The sequence below is a fragment of the Croceibacterium aestuarii genome (assembly GCF_030657335.1).
GTDB classification, from domain to species: domain Bacteria; phylum Pseudomonadota; class Alphaproteobacteria; order Sphingomonadales; family Sphingomonadaceae; genus Croceibacterium_B; species Croceibacterium_B aestuarii.
Genome location: NZ_CP131039.1, coordinates 3,314,963 through 3,336,951, shown reverse-complemented (window position 1 = coordinate 3,336,951; position 21,989 = coordinate 3,314,963). Strand labels below are relative to the sequence as shown.

Sequence of the window (21,989 nt, the reverse complement as noted above, 5' to 3'; positions counted from 1 at the left end):
GATCAATGCTCTTCACCGCGCACGAGCATCAACAGCCTTTTGAATTCATCGTTGTCGGAGTTGGTCTTCCAGAAGTTTATAAAACGGCAAACAATCTGGAGGTTTCCGGTTTCGTAGTGACCGTTGCTGTCGATACGATCAACGGATGGCAATAGGTTCGGATCTGCCCCGTCACCGTGAAACTGCAAGGAGATTCCGGTTAAAGCACACTTGTTGTCCTGAAGGTCCAACAAGGCGACAATGTGCTCTTCCAGCTGGGATGAAGTCATGCGCAGGTCCTTGTTCTTGACCACGCGCTCGACTCTCTGACCGTTTGAGTTCTTTGCGGTGTCCTCAACCGAGTACCTCATGGCGATAATCGATTTCTGTCTGCCACCAATGACGTGACCGGTACCCGAAGCGCCCGGTTTTGGCAGAAGCGACCCTTCGAGTTCCTGCTTCAAAAGGGTCGAGTAGATCCAGCAGAAGGAATGGGCATCGACCAAGCGGACGTTCGAAAGGTTGGATGCTTTGGCGATGCGCGGACGTAGACCCTGCAGAATGGCGTTATAGGTTTCGTAGTTGCTCCAGTCGCAATGTCTCAAAGTCGAAAAATCGATCCCGAGAGCCTGAAATGCTCGATCAAAACCTGTAGGCTGAATCGGCATGTATCTTGCCGAATCCCGCAGGAAAAACAGGTAAGCGATCAATGGGTATTTTCGACCAGTGAGCTCGGCGACTTGTTCGAACGACTCAGCTTCAGGCCGATCCGTACGGAAATGGTCGAACAAAGCTTGTTCTAGGGAATTTCGAAGGGAGGGGTTCGATTGGGCCTCGAGCATGGCGCGATGATCGCGGTTCGCATGTCCGTACCGATTTTGCCAAAAGACCAGGTTGTTCGTTAGGTTCTTGCCTGCATCCTGTATCTCGATCGCTTCGATTGTTCGGTCGAGAATGCTCCCCGTGCTTATGTCTGCGGAGTTCCAGGAATCAGCCGACAATTTGGATAAGGCATGCTCTCGCAAACGAGGCTTGTAGCTTTCCCAGACGGCCGCCAGGCCGTCCTTAAAACTCGAGAATGGCTTTCCGGACTTTGCCGTCACCAGCTCTTGGAAGCGCACGAAGGCCGCATCGAAATTGGTCGCAGCTAGCAAATCCCTCTCCAAATCTATCGGTGTTCGCACGGTCGGTTGCACTCAGCAGCGACAAGGTTCCTTACAGATTTCTGAAGCCGTTCTTTGCCTTGATGGACATCTCGGGCGGCACGCCGGCTTCCAACGAGAGATTTTGCCACTTGGATAACGCAGAACGGATGTCTCCGATGATCGCATTGGTTTCATGTGTCTTTAGGTCAGCAAACTTTCCGAAAGAGACCAAGTCAGCAAGTTCGAAATTGTCAGTTTTGCCTGCCAGCGACATCTGGTGCTCGTTGGTCCAGTCTCCTTTTGGATTGTAGGCATACACGACATCGAAAGCTGGCGAGAGGCTCCAACGACCCGAGCTGTCCATAAGGAAGGCGATGTTCTTCGTGTGATCGTCCTGGTTGCGGATGAAGACATTGAGCAGCGCGCGGCGCACCTGCTCCCTGATCGCTTCGCGTCCGAGGCCGAGCATGCGGATGGTCTCGATCGCCTGCTCGTAGCTGTAGGCACGGGCCAGATTGAAATCGAAATGGCGCATCGCACAAAGCGACTGCATGTGGAGCTTCTTTCCGTCTAGCGTGCGGTCGAAACGCTGGGTCATGAAATGCGCCCTCTCGCCTTCTTCGTGAAGGCGAGAGCGAGCCATGCGGATGCCAGCCTCTTGGGCTAGCAGGTAGCACGCGTATTCAAGGCGACCGAAGCCCATCGGGTCAGCGAGTTCCTTGTCAGCATTGCCCGACACGCCGTCGAACTTGACCAGCCATTGCGTATAGCCGGGCCCTGCAGTCAGCTGTCCTGAATGGAATTCGCCGGTCTCCTCATTCCAGGCGAGGACGGCCTTGGCCCGGGCGCCGCCGGCAGAGGTGCCGACGCGCAGGATCTCCTGGAGTGCCCGGTGGTCATCCTCTCCCTTGAGGACGCCTGCCAGTTCTTCACGCGCGGCGATGACCCGGTTGGCGAGCTCGACAAGCGGGGCGATATCGACCGGCCGGCCCTGTTCACGGCGCTCGCCGGTGGCAGGTTCGAATTCGAGCGCGCCCATGCCTCTGCGGCCGGTGTAACAAAGGCGCTCGACCGGATCGAAGCTGTCGGCTGTGCGGCCCTGCTCGGCAAGCCAGCGGTTGATCAGGGCGTTACCAAACTTGTCGGGCAGGCTGTCGGCCAGCATGCCCGGTAGCCCTTTGAAGGTTTCGTGGTTGAGCGCAGGAAAATCGTAGACGCCACTTCGCAGGGGCATGGTGAGCGGGGCGACTTCAATGCCGCTGCGGCTGAATTCCGGAGTGTATTCGAAGACCCCGACATCGCGATCCTCGTCCCACAGGACGGCGCCGATCTGGCGACCCCAGAGATTGACGACGGCACGGGTCATGGCGCCTCGTCACCCCAGCTCCATTCCTCGCCAGCTTCACCTTCGGAAGACTTGCGTACCCTTTGCCGCACCTTGCCGGTGTCGGACCGGGGATCGAGCGGGCTCAGTTTGGCGTCCGGCATGACATCCAGCAGGCGGTCTTCGATTTCGAGCGCACGCATGATCCTGGCAAGGCTATCGATGGTCCCGCCGTTGCCGGCTTCCAGGCGGACGAGCGTTGAACGCGAGATGCCTGCCATTTCCGCAAGCTCGGCCTGCTTGAGATTGCGTGATATGCGATACGCTTCGATCTGCTTCCCGAGGTCGGACAGCAGCACCGAGAGAGGACGCAGGCCCAGTGAATCATAATGTGGCATTATCGAGGCATTACATCCAATAGGGAGCTTTGTGTAGCAATTTTGCGTCTTTACATGACAGGGCTTAATGTGTCAATATCGAGACGTAAATTGGCTTATTGGCGCTAATGTATCAAATTTGCTGCTTTGTGCAGGCCGGAGTGATGGAAATGGATGACGACAAGGGTCCCAACGACAAAACAGACTGGGAAGGCCTGCGAGAGATCGACCGTGCCATCTCCGAAAACCGCCTCACGTCCTACTCATGGAGGAAGGCTTGGGCCGACCCTTGGGGGCGGGCGAAAATCATCACGGTGCTAACGTTGCTCGTAGCATTCGTGATCTTCGTCATCATCTACGATCTGGTCCTCTGACCCCTTACCACTCCTTCACATCATCTGCCGCTTCCTCACTTGCTCCCGTGGCACCTTGCGTCTGACGGTCCAGGTAACCACCCACGGTTCCGATCCTTCCACGACCCTGCCGGCGAACCCGCTCGACCTCATCCGCGATGCCAGAACGATCCGGAGCATCGGGCATTGAGGGACCACCCGCAGATCCTAGGTCTCCCCGTGCCCGCACCTGCCCGGCACTTCCGATCCCGGGGCGGCTGACGGGAGCGAAGTCCGGCAATGAAAGATCGGCTTGGATGTCGTCCTGCAGCCGATCGGCATAGCTTTCGACAAACCGCGATTGCAGCTGCTGGCCGCGCGCACTCATCTGGAACTCGATGTCATCGAAGCGCACCGGCCCGTAATAGTCGCGATTGGCTTCCATCTCGGCCATGCCCCACTCGCGATACGCCTGGCTCAGGTTCAGCGTGCCTGCGGCGCTGTTGCCCTCGTACCAGCTGGCCTGGTTCTCAAGGCGGCTGGCCATCTCTTCGGCGCGGCGCGCCTCTCGCGTGTAGCTTTCGGCTTCGGTCAGAGACCGGCTGAGACCCGACGAGCTGGTCGACACCTGCGATACCGAGCTCGAGCTCGTCTCGCGCAAGAAGCCTTCGCGCGTGTTCGACCAGTTGCGGCTGTCGGAAAGCTGCCGCAGCGTGCCCATGATCCTGCCGCGGTCTTCTGAAGCGATCCCGATATCACTGTCGGTCCACGACTGATTGCGTCCGCCAGTCGCCTTGGCCCCCAATGTTGCTGGACCCAAATTGCCTCCAACCCCCGCGGAGGCTTCTCCGTTTAGGAACCAAGACACGGTGATGTCGTCGGAGGCGCGCCGGGAGAGGCCGAACTGCTGCTGTAGCGTCCTCGAGGCGTTGTCGACTTCGCTGAATGCCGTGCCGATGCTGTCGTTCGTGCCGACGCCGCTGACCGTATCGGAGCTTTGACCCTGGCTGTAGGCGTTGCGGATCTCGCTGAACCGGGTGAGCGCAGAGCTCGTCGATTGCTGGGCGAGATTGGCATAGGTCTCGCTCTGCGTCTGGCTCTGGCTCGCCATCGTTCCGAGGCGCCCGGTGAAATCCTGCCCCAGCGTCGGGGTGAATGGATAGCTTGAATTCGGGACAGCAGCGAACTCGCCATCAGGGAAGCTGGTCGTCTGCGTGCCGTTGTCGCTGAAACCACGCGTTTGTGCCGGGCCATAGGCGATGTTGGGGGCAAGATTACCCTGCGCAAACTGGCGGGAAAACACCGTCGAATTGTCGATATTCGAATTGCCAAGCGAGACATTGCCGGTGCTCGCTTCGCGCGAGGCTTCCTCGGCCGCGTTCTGGCTCGGGTTGAGATAGCTCGTTGCCTGGCCCGAGATCGCCAGCGCACCGCGCGCCACCCCACCGGCAAGGAACGGGATCGAGGCGACAAGATAGCCCGCCAAAATGCCGATATCGCTGTTGACGTCGCTCATGCCGGCAAAGGTCGCCAAGCTGAGGCCCGTGCCGCCGCCAGCGGCGGCGACATCGCCCGCACCCTTGAACATCAGGATCATGTGCAGGATGACGAAGAGCGGTCCCCACGCCGCAAGGTAGAAGAAGCCGGTGACGTAACCTCTCAATGCAATGGGTCCGGTCCGCGGCATCAGGAATAGCGGAAACAGGACAGGGAACAGCGCGTAGAACACCACTGTCAGCACGACATTGAGGATCGGGACCCATTTCATTGCGTTGTGCGCTATCGAGGAATAGGTCCGCTCGGTCTGAATATCGGCCCGGGTCTGCGCGAAGACGTCGATACCGCCCGTTCCGCTCGCCCCTGCAAAGCCGTGCATGGCCTGGTTCATGGCATTGATCGTCAGCACCTGGCGGAAGATGTCGCTCGCGCTACGCGAGATGCCGGTGAGATACTGGTAGGCAATCGGCAGATCGGCCATGAGCTTGGCCTTGGCGAGCGCTTCGGTCTGGCGCGGATACAGCTGACGCCCCGCGACAAGCGTCATCTCGTCGATAAGGCTCGCCCATTGCCCCGACAGCGCGGTGTAGGCTTCGCGGCAGGTTATGATCGAGGCCGTCACGCTGTCGTCGGCCTGCCGGGTCAGGAATTTCTGCGCGCGCGCCGCGCTCCCCGGTGCGATCGTCGTCCAGATGTCATCGCTCTCCGACAACTCCTTCATCGAGTAGCGGCCGAGCAGCAGATCGTAGAACACGCATTGCCGGACATGCTCGTCGAAGTTCGCGGCAAATTCCGGATCGGAAATGCGCAAGCTGCGCGTCGATTCAAGCAGCCGCGCGCCATAGATCATGCCGTTCTTCGAGTAGTTGAGGTCGTCCGGCAGGCCGAATACGAGCTCGGCAGAGCGGGTCAGATAGTCCCCCGCCTGACTGGTGAAGCTTGCCATCAGGGCGAGCCCGAGCGGGACACTGGCCACCGTTGCTGGTGCAAGGCTGGGATTGACCCGGTCGGTCACATGGACGTCCATGCGCGGCACCATCAGGCACATGTAGATGAGCGTCGCACCGAGGAACCAGTTGAGCCAGGCCCGCCAGTCCTGGTTGAACGCGACCACGATGACCGCGAGCACCATGCCCATCACCAGCGCGACCTGAATGAGGCTCTTGTAGCCGCCCGCACCGGTCCAGGCGGCAACGGCGTTGAGGACATTGACGATGTACTCGCCGCCGCCGACCGTGAAAATCTCGACCATGCTGCCTGACCCTTATGGAACGATGGAGCGGGACTGCATCCCGCGCGACCAGTCGAGCGCGGCGGCCATCGACGGCGACATCGAGGCGGCGAGCATGTTCTCGATCATCGCGGTCTTCTCGATGATCTGCATGATCGCGGAGACCCGCGCCTGTCCGGTCGCCTGCCGCTGGGCGAGGCTTGACCGGACCTCGGCGACCTGAGCGCGCCAGATCGCGAGTTTCGCTTCATCGGCCGCAATGAAGCTTGCCATCGAGCGTCCGGCCTCTGCGGTGATGCGTTCGAGGATGGCATAGAGGAGATCGATGCTGGCGATCTCGGCCAGCGTGTCGCGGTCGTCGGTTGCCATCCCGCGACCATAGGCCGCCTGAACGGTGAGGATCTTGTAGAGCGGCACCGATGCCACCTGAAGCAGCTCCTTCTCCTCGTCGCCGATCGCTGTGTCGCTGCGGATGGCTTCGACCATGCTGCCGATGAGCCGGGCAACGCGGGGCCGGATGGCCTTTGCGCTCGACAGGCTCATCTGCTGGAAGGTCGGGTTGAGGCACTGGTCGGGCTCGTCGCACTGGAACACCCGCACCGACTGGCCCTGCGTCCCGTCGAGCAGTGCGGTCACCAGCGTCGAGGAGGCGTCGCCGGCGAAAGGCACGAACTTGCCCGGCTCGTCGTCGCGGGGCGGCACGTAGATCACCGTGCCGATGAGCGTCATGGCGTATTCGGCAAGCTCGCGGTCGAAAGTGCCACCGGGGTTGAAGAAGGCGCTCTGCTTGAGGACATGCCAGGTGTAATTGCGCGGCACACCGGGATTGACGTCGGCATAGTCGGCGCCGGCGCTCTCATTGGTCGAGGCGCGCTGGCCGCGCGTTCCGCAACCATGCTTGGCAGCGGCATAGTCGGTGAAGATGCCTTCGGAATTGCCGATCGCTTCGCAGATCGCCTTGTCGGCGAGATCGCCCTTGGGCCAGACGCCGCCGACCAGCCCTTGCGCCATCTCGCAGGAGTTGATCGAGAGATTGTTCATGAGCTGCGCCTTCTGGCTGAACTCCTGCATGATCTTCGAGCATTCGGGGCAGACGGTATCGATCGCGAGGCTGAATGCGAACCCCACCGCATTGTTGGCGACGGCCTTCAAGAGCGCGACCATCTCGCTTGCGTTGATGAAGGAGAAGGACCCGGCGAAGATATCGATACCGCCGCAACCAGCGCGGGCACGCGGCAGCTGGAGATTGGCGATGTTGGTCGTCTTCTGCGGGAAGCGCGTCCAGACATTGCCGAGGCTGTAATAGCCCGCCGACTGACCTTCGAACGCGCTCGGCCCGGTGACATTGGCCGCTGCGCCCATGTCGTCCATGAAACGGTCCATGCTGTCGCCAACATTGGCTGATGCTGGCGCGGACAGAGGGGACGCGACCATGCTGGCGGCAGCCATGGTGAGCGCCGCATTGCGGATGCTAATAATCATGTCCGGCTTCCTTCGAGGTGAGGAGGTAGATGCGGTCCTGCAGCTCGTCGGCCGAGAGCACGCCGTATCCGATCGGGATCGGTCGCCTTGCCACGCTGTCCCACAGCACAAGCGCCGGGGTGATGCCGGGCTCGAGCCCCATGCGCGGCCGCTGGCCGCTTTCGACCTTGTAGTCGGGGAAGTGCCGGGACGGTCCACCATCGGTCGAGATCGCCCTGACCGTGATGTGCCAGCGGTCCGCCACCGAGCGCACGATCGGGCTCATCACTTCGCAGGCGCCGCAGGTCTGAGCGAAAAAGTAGAACAGGCCATAGCGTTCGGAGAGCCTGGCCATCACCGCATCGCGGTCGGCAGCGCGCGCGTCCTGCCATTGCTTCTTAGCGAGCGCGCCGACCGGTCGTTCGAGCGTGTAGTCGAGCTCGGGATCCTGCCAGATTGCGCGCTGCCAGACATCGGAGAACAGCGAAGCCCGGTCGAGCTGGGCGCGCTGGAAGCGGATATAGGCGGTGACGTTTTCCGTCGTCGGATAGAGGATCGCGCGCGCTTTGAGTTCGCGCAGTTCCCCCGTGACCGCGTCCAGCTCCTGCGTGGCGGTTACCTGGGCCGGTGGCTGCGCTATCTGCGTCTCGTCTGCCGGCACCGGCTTAACGCAATAGAACCAGTAGCCGAGCCTGCGCTGCTCGCAGTAGAGGCTGTCTGCCGAGGCAGCTGGCTCTGCCTGACGCGCTTCCTGGGCAACTGCCCGAACGGGAAGCAGTGCAGCGAGACACATAGCCAGTACTGGGAGGGCCAGCATCGGCAGTGATTGGCGGCGCGTCATTGGCCACTCCTTGCGTAATAGTCTTCGATTTTCTGCTGGATGAGGATGCTGGTCTCGAGCTCGTCGGGGAGCCGTGCAGCCTCGGTGAACTCGGCATAGACCTCGCTGAAATCCATCTGGCTGAGGTCGAGCCGGGCGAATTCATCGAGCGTGAAACCCTCGCACTGCTCTTCCTTGGGCTTGTCCCACGGCTTGGGCAGCTGGCGGCGGCCCTGTTCCTGCAAGATCCGCGAGAGCTTGCTCTCGAAGCAGCAGTAGACCTTCTTCTTGGTCAGGCAGACGCCGAGGAACTTGTCCGAACAATAGGTCCCGACATAACCGCACAGCCCCTGCGCATCGCGTTCGTGGAGCAGCACTTCCTCGCGGCTGCAGCCCAGCGCGACGAGCAGGCTGATGCCGGGGATGAGCGGGAAGCCCTTGCCCTTGCAGCAGTTGAGCACGCCGAAGACCTTGGAGGAGCAGGTATTGCGCGTGCCGCGGAACAGCGTCAGCGTCTCGGGATCGAACTGGCCGCGGGCCTCGTCCATTGCATGGAGCGCGGTGACGGCATCCTTGAACTCGTCATTCGCAGTGCGCTCGATCGTCTCGCAGCTGCCGTCGATGCAATAAACATCGCCGTCGCAGACATATTGCGTGCCCCCGCTATCGCCTGCTGGAAGCGGGCACTCGTAAACGCGCTCACTGGTCGAGCATGGCGTATCGTCGGTGAGGCAATTCTCGCGCAGGAAGCGGCAGCTCCCGTTCGCTTCGAGTTCGCTGCAGTCGTTCCCGGCTGTCCGGCGCGCGCAGCTGTAGCTGCGCTGCCAGGCCCAGCAGCTTTGCGTGACCTCAATCCCGTCGACGATACGGGTCTGCGGAGTGCTGTCGGTGCAGGTCTCGGCATCGAGCGTGCATTCGCCATTATCGAGGAAGGCTGAGCACTGGCTCTCGTTGCGCGTCGTGGTGACGACGTTCTCGCTGGTCACTGTATAGGGTGTGGCACCGGGCACTGGCTCGCCGCAGCTGACCAGATCGACGCGCAGCGTTCCGTAGCAGCCCCAGTAATAGCCTGAATAATAGTCGTAGCCGCACGGGATATCCCAGGACTGGACCACCCGGCACTGCGGTCCCTGGTAGTGATCGCAGGCATAGGGGTTCGACGGATCGACCCCGGTTCCGGCGATGCAATAGTAGCCGTAGACATCACGGGCCTCGACCCTGGTATCGAGCGTGACCTGGCAGGTGCCTGTCTCGCGTGTTGCCGTAAATCCGGTGTTGCAGGTAGCCGTATAGGTGCCCGCGCTTGCCGATCCCGGCGGCAGCGGCACGCAGGCCCCCTGGCTACCGGTGACCGACATGCCGCTGGTGTAGTCGAGCGGGGTCTCGTTGATGGTCCGGCTCCGCGCGAGCATGTCCGCGATCTCGTCGGGATCGAACTGCGCGCGCGAATCCATGCTGTCGCGGATCGTCCGCATCGGCGTGCTGGTCGTCGCGGCGCTGCGAGCGCGGGCCTCGATCTGGTCGGGATCGCGCGAGAGATCCTGCAGATCGCGCGTCGCCTGCGGATCGAAATTGGGAACGCGCGCCGCGTCGGGATTGGTCGTTGCGGCATCGCGCGCCTCGCCCAGCAGCTCGGTGGCAAAGTCCTTGCCGTCGGCTCTTGCCGCATCGCGGGTCTGAGCGTGAATGGAAGCCGCGCTTGTGAGGGCGAGAAGTGCGGCAAGGAGATGGGCGAGGGTTCTGCCGGTCATGGCCGTTCCTCCCTGGAGAGCTGGCGCAGATGGAGGCGGGCAAGCTCGGCGCCCGGACCCTTGCCCGAGGCAAAGGTCTCGAGGACTTCGCCCACGCTGATATTTCCTGCGATACGGTCGTGTGGTGGCACCTCGCTGGTGCAATCGAACCCGTCACATGGGCTGAACTCGGTGCTCAGCATGACGAAGCTCGGTGCGGCCTCGATGTTGAAGGCGCGGAACAACCGCGGATCGATGCCGAGCGAACCGGCCGCGCCGCGGGTGCTCCAGATCGCAGCAAGGCGCTTCTTGAACGCCTCGCTGTTTCCTTGCGGGAAGCCGCGCAGCACGGTGACGCCTCCCGCCCTGGTCATGTCGTGGACCAGCGCCTTCAGCGCTTCGGGCGGCATCGACAGGCTGGCAAAGGCAATAAAGCGGGGGGCTCCCCCCAGCGATGCCTTCTCGGCGGCCGCTTGCCCCGCGATCATCGCGTCGAAGTCGAGGACGGCGTCGGTCTCGATTGCCTTGATGCTGTCGGCATAGGCTGCGCGATTGGCCTGCGCTTGCGTCTGGATGGCCTGTGCGTCCTCGGCCAGCGCCTCGGCGCGTTGGCGGACATTGGTGCTGAGCGCCTGCGCATCGTCGGCATGTTCAGCCGCGCGCTCGCGGATCGCTTCGAGGTCGATGCCTTCGGGCGCGCTTTGGGCGAGAGCGAGGCCACCGATGGTGACGGCAAGGCCAACGGGCAAAAGGAGGAGGTGCTTGTTCATAGCGCGCAGCAGTTCCGCTTGCGCCAGACGAGGTATCCCATGTCTTCGCCGATGGCGGGGATGACCTGTCCTGCGACTTGAAAGGTGGTGGAGGCACCGATGGGCGGGCAGGCGTACCGGCCCGAGGTCGCCGGGTTGGGGTTGGTGGCCTGGAAGCGGTATTGCTGCTTGCGCATCACCGGCATCAGGTATTTGCCGCACAGGCCCTTGGACCCCATCGTCCCCCATGAGACGAGTTCGCGGTGGAGCTTGTAGGCAAAGCGCGAGAGCACGAGGCGCGAGGCCTGGACGTGGCCTATGCTGGCCGAGACATTGCCGTTCATCGGGTACATCGACCCCTGGCAGCCCGCGCACCAGAACATCTCGTCGATCGGCAGCTTTGCAGTCGAGGCCACGCAGTCGGCCGCACAGGCGGCGAGCGCCAGCGGGTTGGCAAACAGCACGGCCTCGGGGTTGATGATCGCCGTGAGCTCGGAGTCCTGCCACAGCGGATCGATCTCGGAGATGTAGAGGATGTCGATCGAGCCCGATTCCAGGCACAGGAAATCGGCGACGATCTCCATCCAGTAGATCAGCGGATAGGCATACCAGTGGACGTGCCAGCTCGAATAATACTGGCTCGCACCGCCCACCGCCGATGGACCCGAGATAGAGCGGAATCCGATATCGAAGCCCGGATCGAGTTTCATGCCGCCGAGGTTCACGAAGCACCACGGCTTCATGCTGACATCGGCGAGCCGCACCGGTTCCCAGAAGCCCATCGCGATCCCGGGCCTCAGACCGCACAGGCAAACCGGCAGGTCGGGGTTGTCGGGATCGGGCCGGCTCGACGGCCAGATGTCCAGCCCGCCGATGGAGATCGGAAACAGGCACGACCAGCAGATGTCAGTGATCGGGTTGACGAAGCTGCCGGTGCAGCGACCGGGACCGGCATCGGCCATGGCGGGCGTTGCGGCGGCGAGACCAAGAATAACGGCAAGAACGAGCGCCAGCTTTCGTATGTGCGTCATGGGGCTGTCCTCCTTCTCGGTGGCAGCGCGATTTCGCTGATCTCGAGCAGGCGGCCCTGCTGGCGCACGCGCGCGGGCACCGACCTGATCCCGAACCTTTCCGTGAGCTTGCCGCCCTGGTCGAAATAGAAGCGGCGCTGGCGGGCCTTCATCAGCTCGAGCGGCGCGCCCTTCACCAGGATCAGCTTGGCATTGGCGTCCTGCTTGAGCGCCCAGGCGAGCTGGTCGGGATCGTCGCCATCGAGGAAGAGAAGTTCGGCGCGAAGGCCGACGCTGTCGAGCGGATTGACCCTCGTGCCAGCGGCATGGATCAACTCGCCTCTTGCGCCGCGGATATCGGCAGCGAGCGTGATCGTCGGATCGAACTGCCAGCGCCGCGCCTCACTGGCCCGGACGATCCCGGCGACGGGGTCGGGGCGGCCCACCCGCGCGATCGTGCGGCGCTTCAGGTCTTCATTGAATCGCGCGGTCTCGCCCGAACGTTCCATCTGCGTCAGGCGCGAATGGATCTGTTCGAGGAGGTCGCGCTCGATCACGGGAAACACCGTGCCGCGCTGGCCATAGTCGCGCGCCAGCACCTCGGCAGGGCAGAGCAGGACTGCAACCAGGGCTGCAGGGAGGATGAGCTTGCTCACAGGATTGCCCTCCCGCTGCCGAGGATCTGGCCGCGGCAGACAAAGCCAATCTCTGCGTAGCGGCTGTCGAGGCCGCGCGGATGGCTGGTCCCGGCGTAGAAGCAGCCATCGGGGATCGGGCCTTCGGGGCCTTTGTGAAGCGCGATACCGAGACGGGTCTCATCAAGCCGAACGGCGATTTTGCGTCCGTTGATGAAGACCTCGCGGCCACGGTGGCTCACGACATCGCCCGGCACGCCCAGCACCCGCTTGCCGAAGAGCTGCGCGCCTTTCCCGAAATGCACTTCGACGAGCCTGCTTGCTGGCGGCTCGAAGAAGATCAGGCTGTCGCGCTCGATACGCGCATGCTTGTCGAGCCAGAAGGCCCAGTTGGGCAGGCTCGGGCTGGCGTTGATGAGGAAGGCATGGTCTTTGGCGAAGGCGTCGACCGCGCCCCATCCGAGTGGCAGCAGCACCAGTCCGGTCAGGACGAGCGGGCGTTTGATCGTGCGGACAAGACGAGAGGTAAACTGCTTCACTGGCCGCCTCCCTGCTCAAGCTGGCGGGCGATCCGTACGCGCAGTTCGTCGGTGGCATCGGGAGCATCGCCCGCGAGCACCGCTTCGCCAACCAAGACCACGCGGCCATCGGTCCCCATTTCTGCAACAGCGCGTTCGGACGCCTGAAGGAAAGCGAGCACGCGCGCCTGGCTGGCTTCGGGATCCTGCTGCGCGCGCGCTTCGGCATCGACGAAACCCGCGATGGTTTCGGCAAGTCGGACGGTGACGATCTGCTGGCGCGGCTCGGACAGCTCGCGGCTGACCCAGGCCGCCCAGAGCAGCGTGGCCACGAGCGCGAGCACGCCAAGAATTCTCAGCACAAGCGGGCGATTGAACGATGGTAGTCTGCGCGTCTCAGTCACGGTTCGCCTCCCGGGGCGGATGGTTGTCGAGATCGGCCGCGAGCCGCTTCAGGAAGCGGGGCATGCGAAACAGCGTCACCGCGCCAGCGAGGACGAGGAAGCAGCCCTTGAGGTCCTGGCTGAACAGGCTCCGGCGCAGGCCGTCGGCTTCAAGGTAGCGGTCCGACAGATTGGCGAGCTGGGTGAAGAGGCCGCCAAGGTCCCAGCCCGCAACGAACAGGAACAGCGCAAGCGGCAATCCCAGCACGATCAGCAACGAAGTCGCGGCAAAGCGCGCGGTCTCGATGAGGACGAAGCAGCTCCCTTGCAGGAACGGCAGCAGGCCGCGGAGGTTGGCCGGAGGGGTCCGGTCGGCGAGATGCGAAACCATCATTGTCCGCCTCCCGCCACGATGCGAATGGCATCGGCGAGACTGTGCCCACGCCGCTCGCAGTCCTGGATCGCCGCATAGGTGTCGGGATCGGAGGAGTAGATCGTCGCCGAGAAGGGATCGAGCACGAGCCGGCCGACCGCTTCGGTCTCGGGGCCCTTGATGAAGACCTCGCTGTACTCGGTGCCCGAACGCTTGAGGCTGCGGATCAGCGTCTCGGTGCGGTCGTCCATGTCGAGCCGCGCATTCGCCCTGAAATCGGCGATCGTCTCAGCCTTCTGCTGAAGCACCAGCATCCAGTCGCTGTTCTCGAGCGCGGCGCGCGCGCCATCGGACTTGTAATAGTCATTGAGGGACTGGGTCGCGGTGGCGAGCGCGCCGCCGTACTTGCGCGCAGTGCGGGCATAGGTCTCGACGAACTCGCCCATCGAACCGCCCTTGAGCATGGCCCAGGCCTCGTCGATCAGCAGCAGTTTCTTGGTTGCTCGCGACGAGCGGGTCATCGCCTGGCTCGTCATGAACATGATCGCCGAGAGGACCACGCTCCTCAATTCCTCGCGGCTTGCAAGGTCGCTCATCTCGAAGACGGTAAAATCATCGTCGAGTGCGAAGCTTGCCTTGCCTGAAAAGAACCCGCCATAACTGCCGCCGCGGCAGAAGGGCGCGATCGCGGTGGCGAGATCGCGGCCGGCCTCGCTTTCCGATCCATGGAGCGCATGTGCGACATCGTCGACCGATGCGCCGCTGCCGAGTGCCTCCCAGGTCGCGGTTACGGCCCGGTCGATCAGCCCGCGTTCGGTGTCGCTCGGCGCGGTGCCGGGACGTGCCATCTGGCCGACGATCGCTTTGACCATGGCGAAGCAGTCGAGGCGGTAATCCTCGTCTTCGTGCGCGCGGGCATCGTCGACCATCGAGAAGGGGTTCAGCGAAAAGCCCGAGGCGAGCGTGAACTCGACGAAGCGTCCGCCCTGCAGTTTGACCGAATGCTCGAAACTGCGCCCGTCATCGATCACCACGACCTTAGCGCCCGCGCCGCGCAGGGCGGCGCAGAGCTCCTGCAGCAGCACCGACTTGCCTGAGCCCGACTTGCCGCAGATCGCGATATTGTGATTGCCGGCAGAGTTTTCGAAGGGCGACCACCAGAAAGGCTGGCCGCGGCGGCCGACGAGCAGGAGGTGTGGGATCACGCCGCCGAGATATTCGCCCTGCATCGGCGCGATATGCGCCGCCGTCGTCGACAGCATGGTCTTGAGGCGCTTCAACCGCGCCATGTCGTCGGCGAGGCCATCGGCGAGGCTCAGGGGAAAGGCAGCAACGAGGCCCTGCAGCTGGAGGAAGCGCTCGTCGGCAAGATCCCAGCCCGCCGCCTTGTAGATCGCCTTGATGATGCGTTCGTGCGCGTCGCCCTGGCCGAGCGGCGAGATGCTGGTGAGCCCGTAGAATAGCTTCACGAGCTTCTTGCCGGCCTGGAGTTCGGCCTGGACGTGGCGCCATTCGGCCGACTGTTCGGCGAGCTTGGGCAAGAAACGCGCGCTCTTGGTCTGGCTGAGGCTGGTCGTGCGCATGAACTTGAAGCCAGCGCGCGCCGAAGCGGCTTCCTGGTCGGGATAGACGAGGCACAGCATGGTCGCCGTCGGACAGGGGAAACGCAGCTTGTCGGTGAACATGTCGCCGATGAGCCGCGCACATTCCCAGGGTGCCCAGCGCTCAGGGGTAGAGCGCACGGCATAATGCCGCACGTCGAAATGGTCGGGATAGCATTCGCCGACTTCGGGATTGCCTTCCTCGTCGCGGCCCGTCTCGCGGAAGCGCTCGGTCCTGAGGATCAGGCGATCGTCGCCGACCTCGAGTTCGATGTCGCGGCGGATGGCCTGGACATCGAGCGTATCGTGCGGGTTCCACGCATGGATGTCGGTCTCGTGCGCGGTGGTCGGCGAGGTAAGCTCGTCGATCAGCGCCAGCAGCCCGCCCGGACGCAGCTCTTGCGCTTGTAGTCCGAGCGAATGGAGCATGCCCATCAACCCTTCGCGGCATTCGGAGAGTTCGGCGTCGGTTACGCTGCCGGGCACCGGCACGCCGAGCGAGACGATCAGCCGGACGTTGCGGGCATGGAAGGGCGCATGCGCCGAGCCCGAAGTCCAGACGAGATCGTAAAGGCGCCTGGTGCGCGCCCTGGCGATGGCCTCGTAGATGCCGCCCTGCTCATAGCGCGGAGCGAACCAGGGGCCGACGACGCTGCCGATACGCGGGGATGCGAAGTTCAGGACCTGGAGGCAGGCGCCCTGCGGCAGGCCTTCGGAGAAGAACTGCCCGAGGATCTCGCCGGTCCGTTCGTCGGCCCCGATGAGCGGGGTGACCTCGAGCACGAAGCCTTTGGAGCGGGCGTTGCGGTAGAGCTTCGCTCCCTCGTCATAGACCCGGTAGGGCAGCCAGTCCGAGAGCATATCGAGCCCGAAATGCGCCTGGGGCTTTTCAGGCCGAGCCGTGTCGGCAAACAGGCCCCGCGAGAGTGCGTCGCGCGCGGCAGCAAGGGATAGCGTCACCGGCTCTCTCCTTCGGTTATGTCAGGGTGGGGGACCGGCTCGCGGGGAGGGGAAAACGAGCCAGGTCCCCCGGGTTCCGGCGCGTCAGCGCCGGGCATCGCCGGAACGGGCTGCGAGGGGATGAACAGCTGTTCCGGCAATGTTTCTGTAGGTTGGAATTCAGGTGCGGCGTTGCCCTCGCGCGTCGCGGCAATGGTCGATGCCAGCGAGCGCAGCACTTCGCGGCGGCCCTGCGGGGCGCGCCAGCCTGTCCCTGCCTGTTCGGGCAGCGTCAGGTGAACGACGCGCGCCTCATGGTCGCGGCCCGCAGCGTCACGGTAGGGCGTCAGCACGATCTGCAGGCGGCGAACCGCTTCGCCGGTCGCGGTCACCGTCCGATGCGTGTCAGGCGTGTCAGCCTTTTCGATGCCGGTCGCCCTGGCATCGATCGCCGAGGTGGGCGCGCAGGTCCCTTCGGGAGCACGGCAGGAAAAGCTGCCTTTCACGTTGCCGCCAAGGCTGGCGCAGCCACTTGCCAAAAGGAGCGGCGCAGCGAGCACTAGGGCGCGAAGGATCGGGAGCCGGCTCATTGCGCATCTCCCTTTCTCTCGGCCACGAAACGGCGGATCGCCGCGGCATCGCGGTAGCCATGAAGTACCGCCCCATCGCGGGCGCGCACGATGACCGGAGTTCCGGCGAACCCGTTGGCCTTCGCGAAGGCTTCGTTGGCATCGAGCGCCTTGGCGTCCTTGCAGGTCTTGCCGGTCGCCGGAGCCTGCCCGGCGTAGGCTGAATGGAGTGCCTTTGCCGGATCTTTCGCGCACAGTACCGCCTCGGAGATCTTGCGGCTTGCCGCGCCAAAGATCGAGATCGGTCGCTCTTCGACATGGACCTTGGCCTTGGCGAGTTCGGCGGTCAGGCGCTGGCAGTAGCCGCACTGGAAGTCCGAGAAAACGACCAGTCTTTCGCCCTTGGGGTTGCCCCAATGGATCGCTCCCGCAGCCGGAAGCGACGAGAGGTCGACATGGCTGGCGGCCGCCTGGACAGGCGTTTCGCCGCGTCCCGCGGGCGCGTCGCTGGCTACGCGCGCCGCACCGGCCGCGAGCAGGTCGGGATTGAGCTCGAGCAGGCGGGCGGCAGTGACGTCGCGCCTTTCTTCCATGTCGTAGAGACGGCCCACGAAGAGATAGCGGGCGGTCTCGTCGATGTAGAACAGCGTGTCGCCCGAGACGACTTCGCACCAGGGCCCGAGCGTGTCGCAGCTGATCGCATCGATCGGGGTCTTGGGCAGCCGCAGTTTCAGTGCCTGCGCGACATCGCTCGCCATGCCCGCGGCGCTCGCAGGCATCGCGGTGACGGCAGAGACGCCGAGCGTCAGCACGGCGGCGGCGCTCGAGAGGGCAAGGGCAAGGTGGGCGGCGCGGGCCTTCAGGCCCGGCCGGTGGTCATTATAGTTCATTTGGAGGGGCTCCTGACGTGGACGCCGTCGAGAAAGACGATCTCGACTGCGATGCCGGTCGGCATCTCGACGACGGGTTGGTATTGTTCGGCGCGTTCGATAAGATATCGGCTGACGGTGTCGGCGGCCTCGCCGGCACCCTGGCCGAAGCCACCGGCGAGGATGTCGGTCGGCGACAGCGCCTCGCGCTGACCGTTGGCGCCGACAGGCTGCGTAAAGATGCCGTTGGCGTTGGCGGAAAATCCGCGCCCGAAGCCGCCAACGATCCCGGCCAGCAGCGCCTGGCTGACAAGGCTGCCTTCGCGGCTGACCACGCGGCCACGCACGCCCGACTTTCCGGCAAAGGAGATGAACCCCTTGACCTCGCTCACCGCGAAGCGCCCACCGGGCTGCGCGCAGGTCATGCGCACCAGCTTGACGTAGACCTTCTCGGCCGAGAGATCGCCGCGCGCAGCGCCATTGACGAGGCAGCCGGTGATGTCGGTGGTGAGCAGCTTGTTGCCGCGCATCACCGAGCGGGCCGGCCCGGTGATCCGGAGCACCACGGGAAGCGGATCGCTCTGGCTGGCAACGCCGGTCGAGGCATCAACACCCACGATGACCGTTGCCGGTGCATAGCTGTTGGGCGGAAGGTAATCGCGGCTCGCTTCGAGCAGCAGCGCTGGCGCAGTCTCAGCCGCGCGCGGCGTGCCGCCCTTGCCTGTCTCCGCGCTGAAACTCATCAGGCTGAGCTGTCCGCCCTGCGCTTCCGGCGCTCCTTGCGGTGGCTGGACAGCCCCGCCGGTGCCGACTCCGGGGCCATAGGCCGGTGGTGGTGGCAGCGGCGGCGCGGCGGCAGGAGCCTTTGCGGCTTCGTTGATCTGTGAACGCAGATTGGCGTTCTCGGCCGAGATCGCGTCGATCGCCGCCTGGCCGTCGGAGCGCATCTGCGCGTTCTCGCTGCGCAGCGCTTCGAGCTCTTGCTCGATCTCGGGTCGCGGTAGCTGCGATTGCTGCAGATCCTTGATCGCGCGGCCCTGTGCATCGAGCCGGTTGCCGTAGCTCGCGACGAACTCGCGCTGTGAGAGGTTGCGATTGACGAGGCCGCCGGTGTCGATCGTCGCCGCACCATTGGCATCACTGCCGCCCTCGTCGCCATCGCCGCCGAAGATGAATATCCCGCCGCCGATGAGCGCGATGGCCCCGATCCCGGCGAGCAGCATCTTCTGGCGCTGCGCGATCTGCGAATTGAGGTTGCGCCGTCCGCTTTCGCGCGCTTCGGGCGAGCCCGGCAGCGGCCTCTTTTCGGCGTCCTTCTGTGTTGCCTCGGCCATCAGTCGAGCCCTCCCTTGGCAAAGACCAGGAAGGCACTGGTCGCTTCACCGGGAGCGAGTGCATCGCGGCCATAAGCAAAGGCGAGTGCACCTGCGGGACCTTCGCGCTCGGAGCCAAGCGCGAGGCTCTCCTGGCCGAGGTTGCGTACGAGGAAGCGCTGTCCGGTGAGTTCATCGCCTTGGTATTCGGCGACCAGCTGGACCTCGATCCCGCCGGTACGGCGCGGAGCAGAGAGTTCAGCGCGAGCAGTGAACCCGGGCAGGACGGCATCGCTCGCCATCGCCTCGATCAGGCGGATCGCTGCGTCCTCGGGGCCGGTCTCGGCCTCCCATTCGGTAGCCGCGGCTTTAGCGAGCGCGGGATTGGTGATGAAGAGCTGGGTCGCTTCCTCGCCGCCGAGACGGCAGGCGAACTTGTAGACATAGCCCGCCTTGCTGGTTGCAAAGAAACTGACCCGGGCAGCGGCAAATTGCGGGGGCACGGAGATATAGATGTCTCCGCGCACCGGCTCATGCGTCACCTGGAAGTCGTTGTAGGGAAAGCCGCTCGCGATCTTCGAGACATTGGCAAAGCCATCATCGATGAGCGCAATCCGCGTGAGTTCGCCGCGGGCGAGCTCGCAGTCGATGGTCGCATTGTCGGCCGCTTCGACGAACTGGTCGGCCTGCGCCGGGACCGGCGCGAGCGCGAAGGCGAGTACGGCGAGGCCGGTCAGCTTGAGCCCTGGATCGGGGCGCCTTGTCGCGCCGATCGCAAAACAGGCAAGGCCGGTTCCGGCAAGCGCAGCAGCGAGGGGAGATGGGAGAAGGCTCATTGGCCTGGTTCCTCCTTGTCGGTGGGAAGTTGTTCGAAGCCGGCGAGCGCGAGGCTGAGGCCACGCTTCGACCAGCGGAAACGGAAGGAGCGGCGCTGGCTCGCGATCACCTGCGCGCCGACAAAGGTCTTGAGCGTGCCGGTGACGGTCGAGGTCAGGTCCTTGGGATCGACATGCATTTCCGCGATCACGAAGGCCTGGCTGATGTCCGAGCCGCGCTGTTCTTCGACGATTCTGACGAGCTCGGCCTTGAGGCGGCCGTGCGCGGCGGGATCGGCGAGCTGCAGAATGTTCGCCATCCAGTAGTCGAGGCTTTCGGGTGCCCGGTTGAGGAGCATCAGCGCCGTGTCGCGGGTGACGAGCTCGAGATAGGGCGCGTCGATCCCGCCGCTCGAAACGGTGATCCGCTCGGCGGTGATCGGCACCAGCACCACCTGCTCGTCGCGGGTGACCGCGGCGCCAAGGCTGACCAGCGTGGTCAGGCCCAGGACACCTGCCAGCACGGCAAAGCGGTTGCGTTGCCGCAGGTAGGTCTGCGCCTGTTCGTGCGCGAATTCTGCTCGCATGGGTCGCCTCCCTCAGCCCGCCAACAGGCGGCAATGGGAGGGCGGCGTGGCCTTCAGCCCGAGAAAGCTCCCGGGCAGGTACCAGTACGCAGCATGCACCAGAGCCGAACCGGCGCCGCGTGCCTTTGCCTTCCGCAAGGCAAGCCAGGCCCCGGCGGCCAGGCCGATACCGATGAAGATATGCTGCGAGAGGATGCCCCAGGCAAAGGGAATGAGAATCCCTGCAAACTCGTCGATGGTCCAGAAGCCGATGAGCTCCGGGTCGTCGAGCCGCCGTGGAACGAGGTACCTGTCGGCCATGCCGCCCTCCTGTCGTGACCGGATCCGCTGATCAGATGACCGCGGTCACGACCGAGGTGACGATCGGCACGCCGGTGCCGACACCGATCCCGACGCCGACCGGCACCGCGACCTGGCCGAGCGAGAAGCGCCCGGAGGCTAGACCTATCAAACCGCCCGCAAGGCTGAGCACGGTGATGATCTTGCCGCCCGAGCCTTCGAGGAAATCGGTGAACTTGGTCAGCGCGGGATCGAAGGTGGTGTCGGCGCCGGCGAATGCGGCACCGGCGCAGGCCAGCGCCACGCAGGCGGGAAGAATATAGTCGCGGCCCCAAGCTCGGTTGGGCGTGCGCTGCTGGGCCGGAAGGGCAGTCTTGGTGATCATGGATGGAAACTCCGAGAGATTGAACATCAGCCAGCGATGCGTTCGCTGTATGTTCTTTCCTCTCCCCGGAGCCGGGCTGTAGGAAATCGGGAACTGGACTTTGGGGCTGCCGACCAAGCAAAAAGCGACATCGGGAGGTGCGCAGGCCGGGATTCGCGCAGGCTGATTGTGGAGCAGCGCCGACTGTGCCGGCTTCCGAGCGAAGCGAGCCGCTATACGCGCGAACGCTGCCGGAATTCGCGCGAATCGTTGAAGGAAGCTGATTCGCCCCTTCCTCTATGTTCTCGTAATGTTCTTTTTGTTTTCCTACAGGCTTCCTCCGCGGTTAGCCGGTGAGTCGATCACACCTAGAGATAAGGATTCGTCGATGACCGACATGGCGCTCTTTGCCGAACAACAAGTTCGCGCCGACCTCGCCCGGCTGCTTTTGGCCGCCGTAGAAGCCAGCGGCCGTGCCCGCTGCGACATCGCGCGCGACGCGCAGATCCATAAGGATGCCCTGCGCCGCGTCCTTGCCGGCGAACGCTCGGCAAGCCTCGGCGAAGCCTTGCGCATTCTCGCCGCGAGCGGCGTCGCGCCGCACGCACACCTGCTCCTGTTTCTGGTCAGCAGCGGCGATCACGCGATCGCGTGGCTACAATCGGACCTCGCGCAGTTCTTCGAGGACTTTTCCGGCGAACTGCCTTCAGCGCTCGAACGTGTCCTGGGCAACCAGGTTCACGATGTGAAGCCGCGCTGGGCCAAGGGCACGGCACATCGTGTCGCCCGCCTGCTCGCCGACCATATCGACGAGCTCGAACGCAAGGACGCCTTGCTTGGCGACGTTTTTGCCGGGGCCGAGGGAGGCCATCGTGGGTGAGGAAATCGACAAAGGGGCAACCGATACCCGCCGGGTCACTCGGCTCATTCGCCTGCCGGAAGTGCAACACCGTGTCGGCCTAGGCCGTTCGACGATCTATCGCTGGATGGCTGAGGGCAAGTTTCCGAAGCCAGTGCAATTGGGCGGATACTCAGTCGCTTGGGCGGAAGATGAAGTGGAAGCCTGGATCGCTACCCGCCTCGAATAGA

The 21,989-nt window shown here is 63.9% G+C and carries 24 protein-coding genes; 3 read left to right on the top strand and 21 right to left on the bottom strand.

Annotated elements, in window-relative coordinates; all coding sequences use genetic code 11:
• Positions 1–2 precede the first annotated feature (2 nt).
• From Q7I88_RS16485 to Q7I88_RS16475, 3 genes are read right to left on the bottom strand one after another with little or no spacing between them, the layout of a single operon-like run.
• Positions 3–1,175, bottom strand: coding sequence for a hypothetical protein (locus tag Q7I88_RS16485; protein ID WP_305096996.1), 1,173 nt, complete (start codon positions 1,173–1,175; stop codon positions 3–5).
• Between the two features lie 19 nt (positions 1,176–1,194).
• Positions 1,195–2,490, bottom strand: a complete 1,296-nt coding sequence (locus Q7I88_RS16480; RefSeq protein ID WP_305096995.1) for a type II toxin-antitoxin system HipA family toxin — start codon at positions 2,488–2,490, stop codon at positions 1,195–1,197.
• Positions 2,487–2,807 carry a helix-turn-helix domain-containing protein gene (locus Q7I88_RS16475; protein WP_305096994.1) on the bottom strand — a complete coding sequence of 107 codons (321 nt, stop codon included), beginning with the start codon at positions 2,805–2,807 and terminating at the stop codon, positions 2,487–2,489. The genes Q7I88_RS16480 and Q7I88_RS16475 overlap by 4 nt, the downstream gene beginning before the upstream one ends.
• A gap of 182 nt (positions 2,808–2,989) precedes the next feature.
• Between Q7I88_RS16475 and Q7I88_RS16470 the strand changes: the two genes are divergently transcribed.
• Positions 2,990–3,199: a hypothetical protein gene (locus Q7I88_RS16470; RefSeq protein ID WP_305098631.1), complete on the top strand. Its 210-nt coding sequence runs from the start codon at positions 2,990–2,992 to the stop codon at positions 3,197–3,199.
• Between the two features lie 4 nt (positions 3,200–3,203).
• Here the strand turns inward: Q7I88_RS16470 and Q7I88_RS16465 are convergent, their stop codons facing one another.
• The 18 genes from Q7I88_RS16465 to Q7I88_RS16380 are packed head-to-tail and all read right to left on the bottom strand — an operon-like array spanning position 3,204 to position 20,921.
• Positions 3,204–5,906 carry a conjugal transfer protein TraG N-terminal domain-containing protein gene (locus Q7I88_RS16465; RefSeq protein ID WP_305096993.1) on the bottom strand — a complete coding sequence of 901 codons (2,703 nt, stop codon included), beginning with the start codon at positions 5,904–5,906 and terminating at the stop codon, positions 3,204–3,206.
• Positions 5,907–5,918: 12 nt separating this feature from the next.
• On the bottom strand, positions 5,919–7,367 hold the full coding sequence (locus Q7I88_RS16460) for a conjugal transfer protein TraH (RefSeq protein WP_305096992.1): 1,449 nt from the start codon (positions 7,365–7,367) through the stop codon (positions 5,919–5,921).
• Positions 7,357–8,187, bottom strand: a complete 831-nt coding sequence (locus tag Q7I88_RS16455; protein WP_305096991.1) for a conjugal transfer protein TraF — start codon at positions 8,185–8,187, stop codon at positions 7,357–7,359. Before Q7I88_RS16455 ends, Q7I88_RS16460 begins: the two co-directional genes overlap by 11 nt.
• A complete protein-coding gene (locus Q7I88_RS16450; RefSeq protein WP_305096990.1) occupies positions 8,184–9,917 on the bottom strand; it encodes a conjugal transfer protein TraN in 1,734 nt (577 codons plus the stop codon). The genes Q7I88_RS16455 and Q7I88_RS16450 overlap by 4 nt, the downstream gene beginning before the upstream one ends.
• Positions 9,914–10,666 (bottom strand): type-F conjugative transfer system pilin assembly protein TrbC, encoded by a 753-nt coding sequence (gene trbC, locus Q7I88_RS16445; RefSeq protein ID WP_305096989.1) that lies wholly within the window; start codon positions 10,664–10,666, stop codon positions 9,914–9,916. Before trbC ends, Q7I88_RS16450 begins: the two co-directional genes overlap by 4 nt.
• Positions 10,663–11,676 carry a conjugal transfer pilus assembly protein TraU gene (traU, locus tag Q7I88_RS16440; protein WP_305096988.1) on the bottom strand — a complete coding sequence of 338 codons (1,014 nt, stop codon included), beginning with the start codon at positions 11,674–11,676 and terminating at the stop codon, positions 10,663–10,665. Before traU ends, trbC begins: the two co-directional genes overlap by 4 nt.
• Positions 11,673–12,311: a type-F conjugative transfer system protein TraW gene (traW, locus tag Q7I88_RS16435; RefSeq protein WP_305096987.1), complete on the bottom strand. Its 639-nt coding sequence runs from the start codon at positions 12,309–12,311 to the stop codon at positions 11,673–11,675. Before traW ends, traU begins: the two co-directional genes overlap by 4 nt.
• Positions 12,308–12,829, bottom strand: a complete 522-nt coding sequence (locus Q7I88_RS16430) for a S26 family signal peptidase (RefSeq protein WP_305096986.1) — start codon at positions 12,827–12,829, stop codon at positions 12,308–12,310. The genes traW and Q7I88_RS16430 overlap by 4 nt, the downstream gene beginning before the upstream one ends.
• On the bottom strand, positions 12,826–13,170 hold the full coding sequence (locus Q7I88_RS16425; RefSeq protein WP_305096985.1) for a TrbI F-type domain-containing protein: 345 nt from the start codon (positions 13,168–13,170) through the stop codon (positions 12,826–12,828). The genes Q7I88_RS16430 and Q7I88_RS16425 overlap by 4 nt, the downstream gene beginning before the upstream one ends.
• A gap of 34 nt (positions 13,171–13,204) precedes the next feature.
• Positions 13,205–13,585, bottom strand: coding sequence for a hypothetical protein (locus Q7I88_RS16420; protein WP_305096984.1), 381 nt, complete (start codon positions 13,583–13,585; stop codon positions 13,205–13,207).
• Positions 13,582–16,125, bottom strand: a complete 2,544-nt coding sequence (traC, locus tag Q7I88_RS16415) for a type IV secretion system protein TraC (RefSeq protein ID WP_305096983.1) — start codon at positions 16,123–16,125, stop codon at positions 13,582–13,584. Before traC ends, Q7I88_RS16420 begins: the two co-directional genes overlap by 4 nt.
• Positions 16,122–16,694, bottom strand: coding sequence for a hypothetical protein (locus Q7I88_RS16410; RefSeq protein WP_305096982.1), 573 nt, complete (start codon positions 16,692–16,694; stop codon positions 16,122–16,124). The genes traC and Q7I88_RS16410 overlap by 4 nt, the downstream gene beginning before the upstream one ends.
• Complete coding sequence (locus Q7I88_RS16405; RefSeq protein ID WP_305096981.1) at positions 16,691–17,563, bottom strand: DsbC family protein; 873 nt, start codon at positions 17,561–17,563, stop codon at positions 16,691–16,693. Before Q7I88_RS16405 ends, Q7I88_RS16410 begins: the two co-directional genes overlap by 4 nt.
• Positions 17,560–18,876 carry a TraB/VirB10 family protein gene (locus Q7I88_RS16400; RefSeq protein WP_305096980.1) on the bottom strand — a complete coding sequence of 439 codons (1,317 nt, stop codon included), beginning with the start codon at positions 18,874–18,876 and terminating at the stop codon, positions 17,560–17,562. Before Q7I88_RS16400 ends, Q7I88_RS16405 begins: the two co-directional genes overlap by 4 nt.
• Positions 18,876–19,691 (bottom strand): type-F conjugative transfer system secretin TraK, encoded by an 816-nt coding sequence (locus Q7I88_RS16395; protein WP_305096979.1) that lies wholly within the window; start codon positions 19,689–19,691, stop codon positions 18,876–18,878. The genes Q7I88_RS16400 and Q7I88_RS16395 overlap by 1 nt, the downstream gene beginning before the upstream one ends.
• The gene (locus Q7I88_RS16390; protein WP_305096978.1) at positions 19,688–20,257 is read right to left on the bottom strand and encodes a type IV conjugative transfer system protein TraE; all 570 of its coding nucleotides are present in this window, start codon (positions 20,255–20,257) and stop codon (positions 19,688–19,690) included. The genes Q7I88_RS16395 and Q7I88_RS16390 overlap by 4 nt, the downstream gene beginning before the upstream one ends.
• Before the next feature lie 12 nt (positions 20,258–20,269).
• Positions 20,270–20,557, bottom strand: coding sequence for a type IV conjugative transfer system protein TraL (gene traL / locus Q7I88_RS16385; protein WP_006834208.1), 288 nt, complete (start codon positions 20,555–20,557; stop codon positions 20,270–20,272).
• Positions 20,558–20,588: 31 nt separating this feature from the next.
• Complete coding sequence (locus tag Q7I88_RS16380; protein ID WP_305096977.1) at positions 20,589–20,921, bottom strand: hypothetical protein; 333 nt, start codon at positions 20,919–20,921, stop codon at positions 20,589–20,591.
• Between the two features lie 367 nt (positions 20,922–21,288).
• On the opposite strand from Q7I88_RS16380, the gene Q7I88_RS16375 reads away from it, so the two are divergent.
• Positions 21,289–21,780: a hypothetical protein gene (locus tag Q7I88_RS16375; RefSeq protein WP_305096976.1), complete on the top strand. Its 492-nt coding sequence runs from the start codon at positions 21,289–21,291 to the stop codon at positions 21,778–21,780.
• Positions 21,773–21,988 (top strand): helix-turn-helix transcriptional regulator, encoded by a 216-nt coding sequence (locus Q7I88_RS16370; protein ID WP_305096975.1) that lies wholly within the window; start codon positions 21,773–21,775, stop codon positions 21,986–21,988. The genes Q7I88_RS16375 and Q7I88_RS16370 overlap by 8 nt, the downstream gene beginning before the upstream one ends.
• Position 21,989: the final 1 nt, after the last annotated feature.

Bases quoted from the DNA above. Each gene is read 5' to 3' on its own strand.
- Q7I88_RS16480 (WP_305096995.1), bottom strand. From the start codon at position 2,490: ATGACCCGTGCCGTCGTCAATCTCTGGGGTCGCCAGATCGGCGCCGTC.
- Q7I88_RS16470 (WP_305098631.1), top strand. From the start codon at position 2,990: ATGGAAATGGATGACGACAAGGGTCCCAACGACAAAACAGACTGGGAA.
- Q7I88_RS16465 (WP_305096993.1), bottom strand. From the start codon at position 5,906: ATGGTCGAGATTTTCACGGTCGGCGGCGGCGAGTACATCGTCAATGTC.
- Q7I88_RS16460 (WP_305096992.1), bottom strand. From the start codon at position 7,367: ATGATTATTAGCATCCGCAATGCGGCGCTCACCATGGCTGCCGCCAGC.
- Q7I88_RS16455 (WP_305096991.1), bottom strand. From the start codon at position 8,187: ATGACGCGCCGCCAATCACTGCCGATGCTGGCCCTCCCAGTACTGGCT.
- Q7I88_RS16450 (WP_305096990.1), bottom strand. From the start codon at position 9,917: ATGACCGGCAGAACCCTCGCCCATCTCCTTGCCGCACTTCTCGCCCTC.
- trbC (WP_305096989.1), bottom strand. From the start codon at position 10,666: ATGAACAAGCACCTCCTCCTTTTGCCCGTTGGCCTTGCCGTCACCATC.
- traU (WP_305096988.1), bottom strand. From the start codon at position 11,676: ATGACGCACATACGAAAGCTGGCGCTCGTTCTTGCCGTTATTCTTGGT.
- Q7I88_RS16420 (WP_305096984.1), bottom strand. From the start codon at position 13,585: ATGATGGTTTCGCATCTCGCCGACCGGACCCCTCCGGCCAACCTCCGC.
- Q7I88_RS16410 (WP_305096982.1), bottom strand. From the start codon at position 16,694: ATGAGCCGGCTCCCGATCCTTCGCGCCCTAGTGCTCGCTGCGCCGCTC.
- Q7I88_RS16405 (WP_305096981.1), bottom strand. From the start codon at position 17,563: ATGAACTATAATGACCACCGGCCGGGCCTGAAGGCCCGCGCCGCCCAC.
- Q7I88_RS16400 (WP_305096980.1), bottom strand. From the start codon at position 18,876: ATGGCCGAGGCAACACAGAAGGACGCCGAAAAGAGGCCGCTGCCGGGC.
- Q7I88_RS16395 (WP_305096979.1), bottom strand. From the start codon at position 19,691: ATGAGCCTTCTCCCATCTCCCCTCGCTGCTGCGCTTGCCGGAACCGGC.
- Q7I88_RS16390 (WP_305096978.1), bottom strand. From the start codon at position 20,257: ATGCGAGCAGAATTCGCGCACGAACAGGCGCAGACCTACCTGCGGCAA.
- traL (WP_006834208.1), bottom strand. From the start codon at position 20,557: ATGGCCGACAGGTACCTCGTTCCACGGCGGCTCGACGACCCGGAGCTC.
- Q7I88_RS16380 (WP_305096977.1), bottom strand. From the start codon at position 20,921: ATGATCACCAAGACTGCCCTTCCGGCCCAGCAGCGCACGCCCAACCGA.
- Q7I88_RS16375 (WP_305096976.1), top strand. From the start codon at position 21,289: ATGACCGACATGGCGCTCTTTGCCGAACAACAAGTTCGCGCCGACCTC.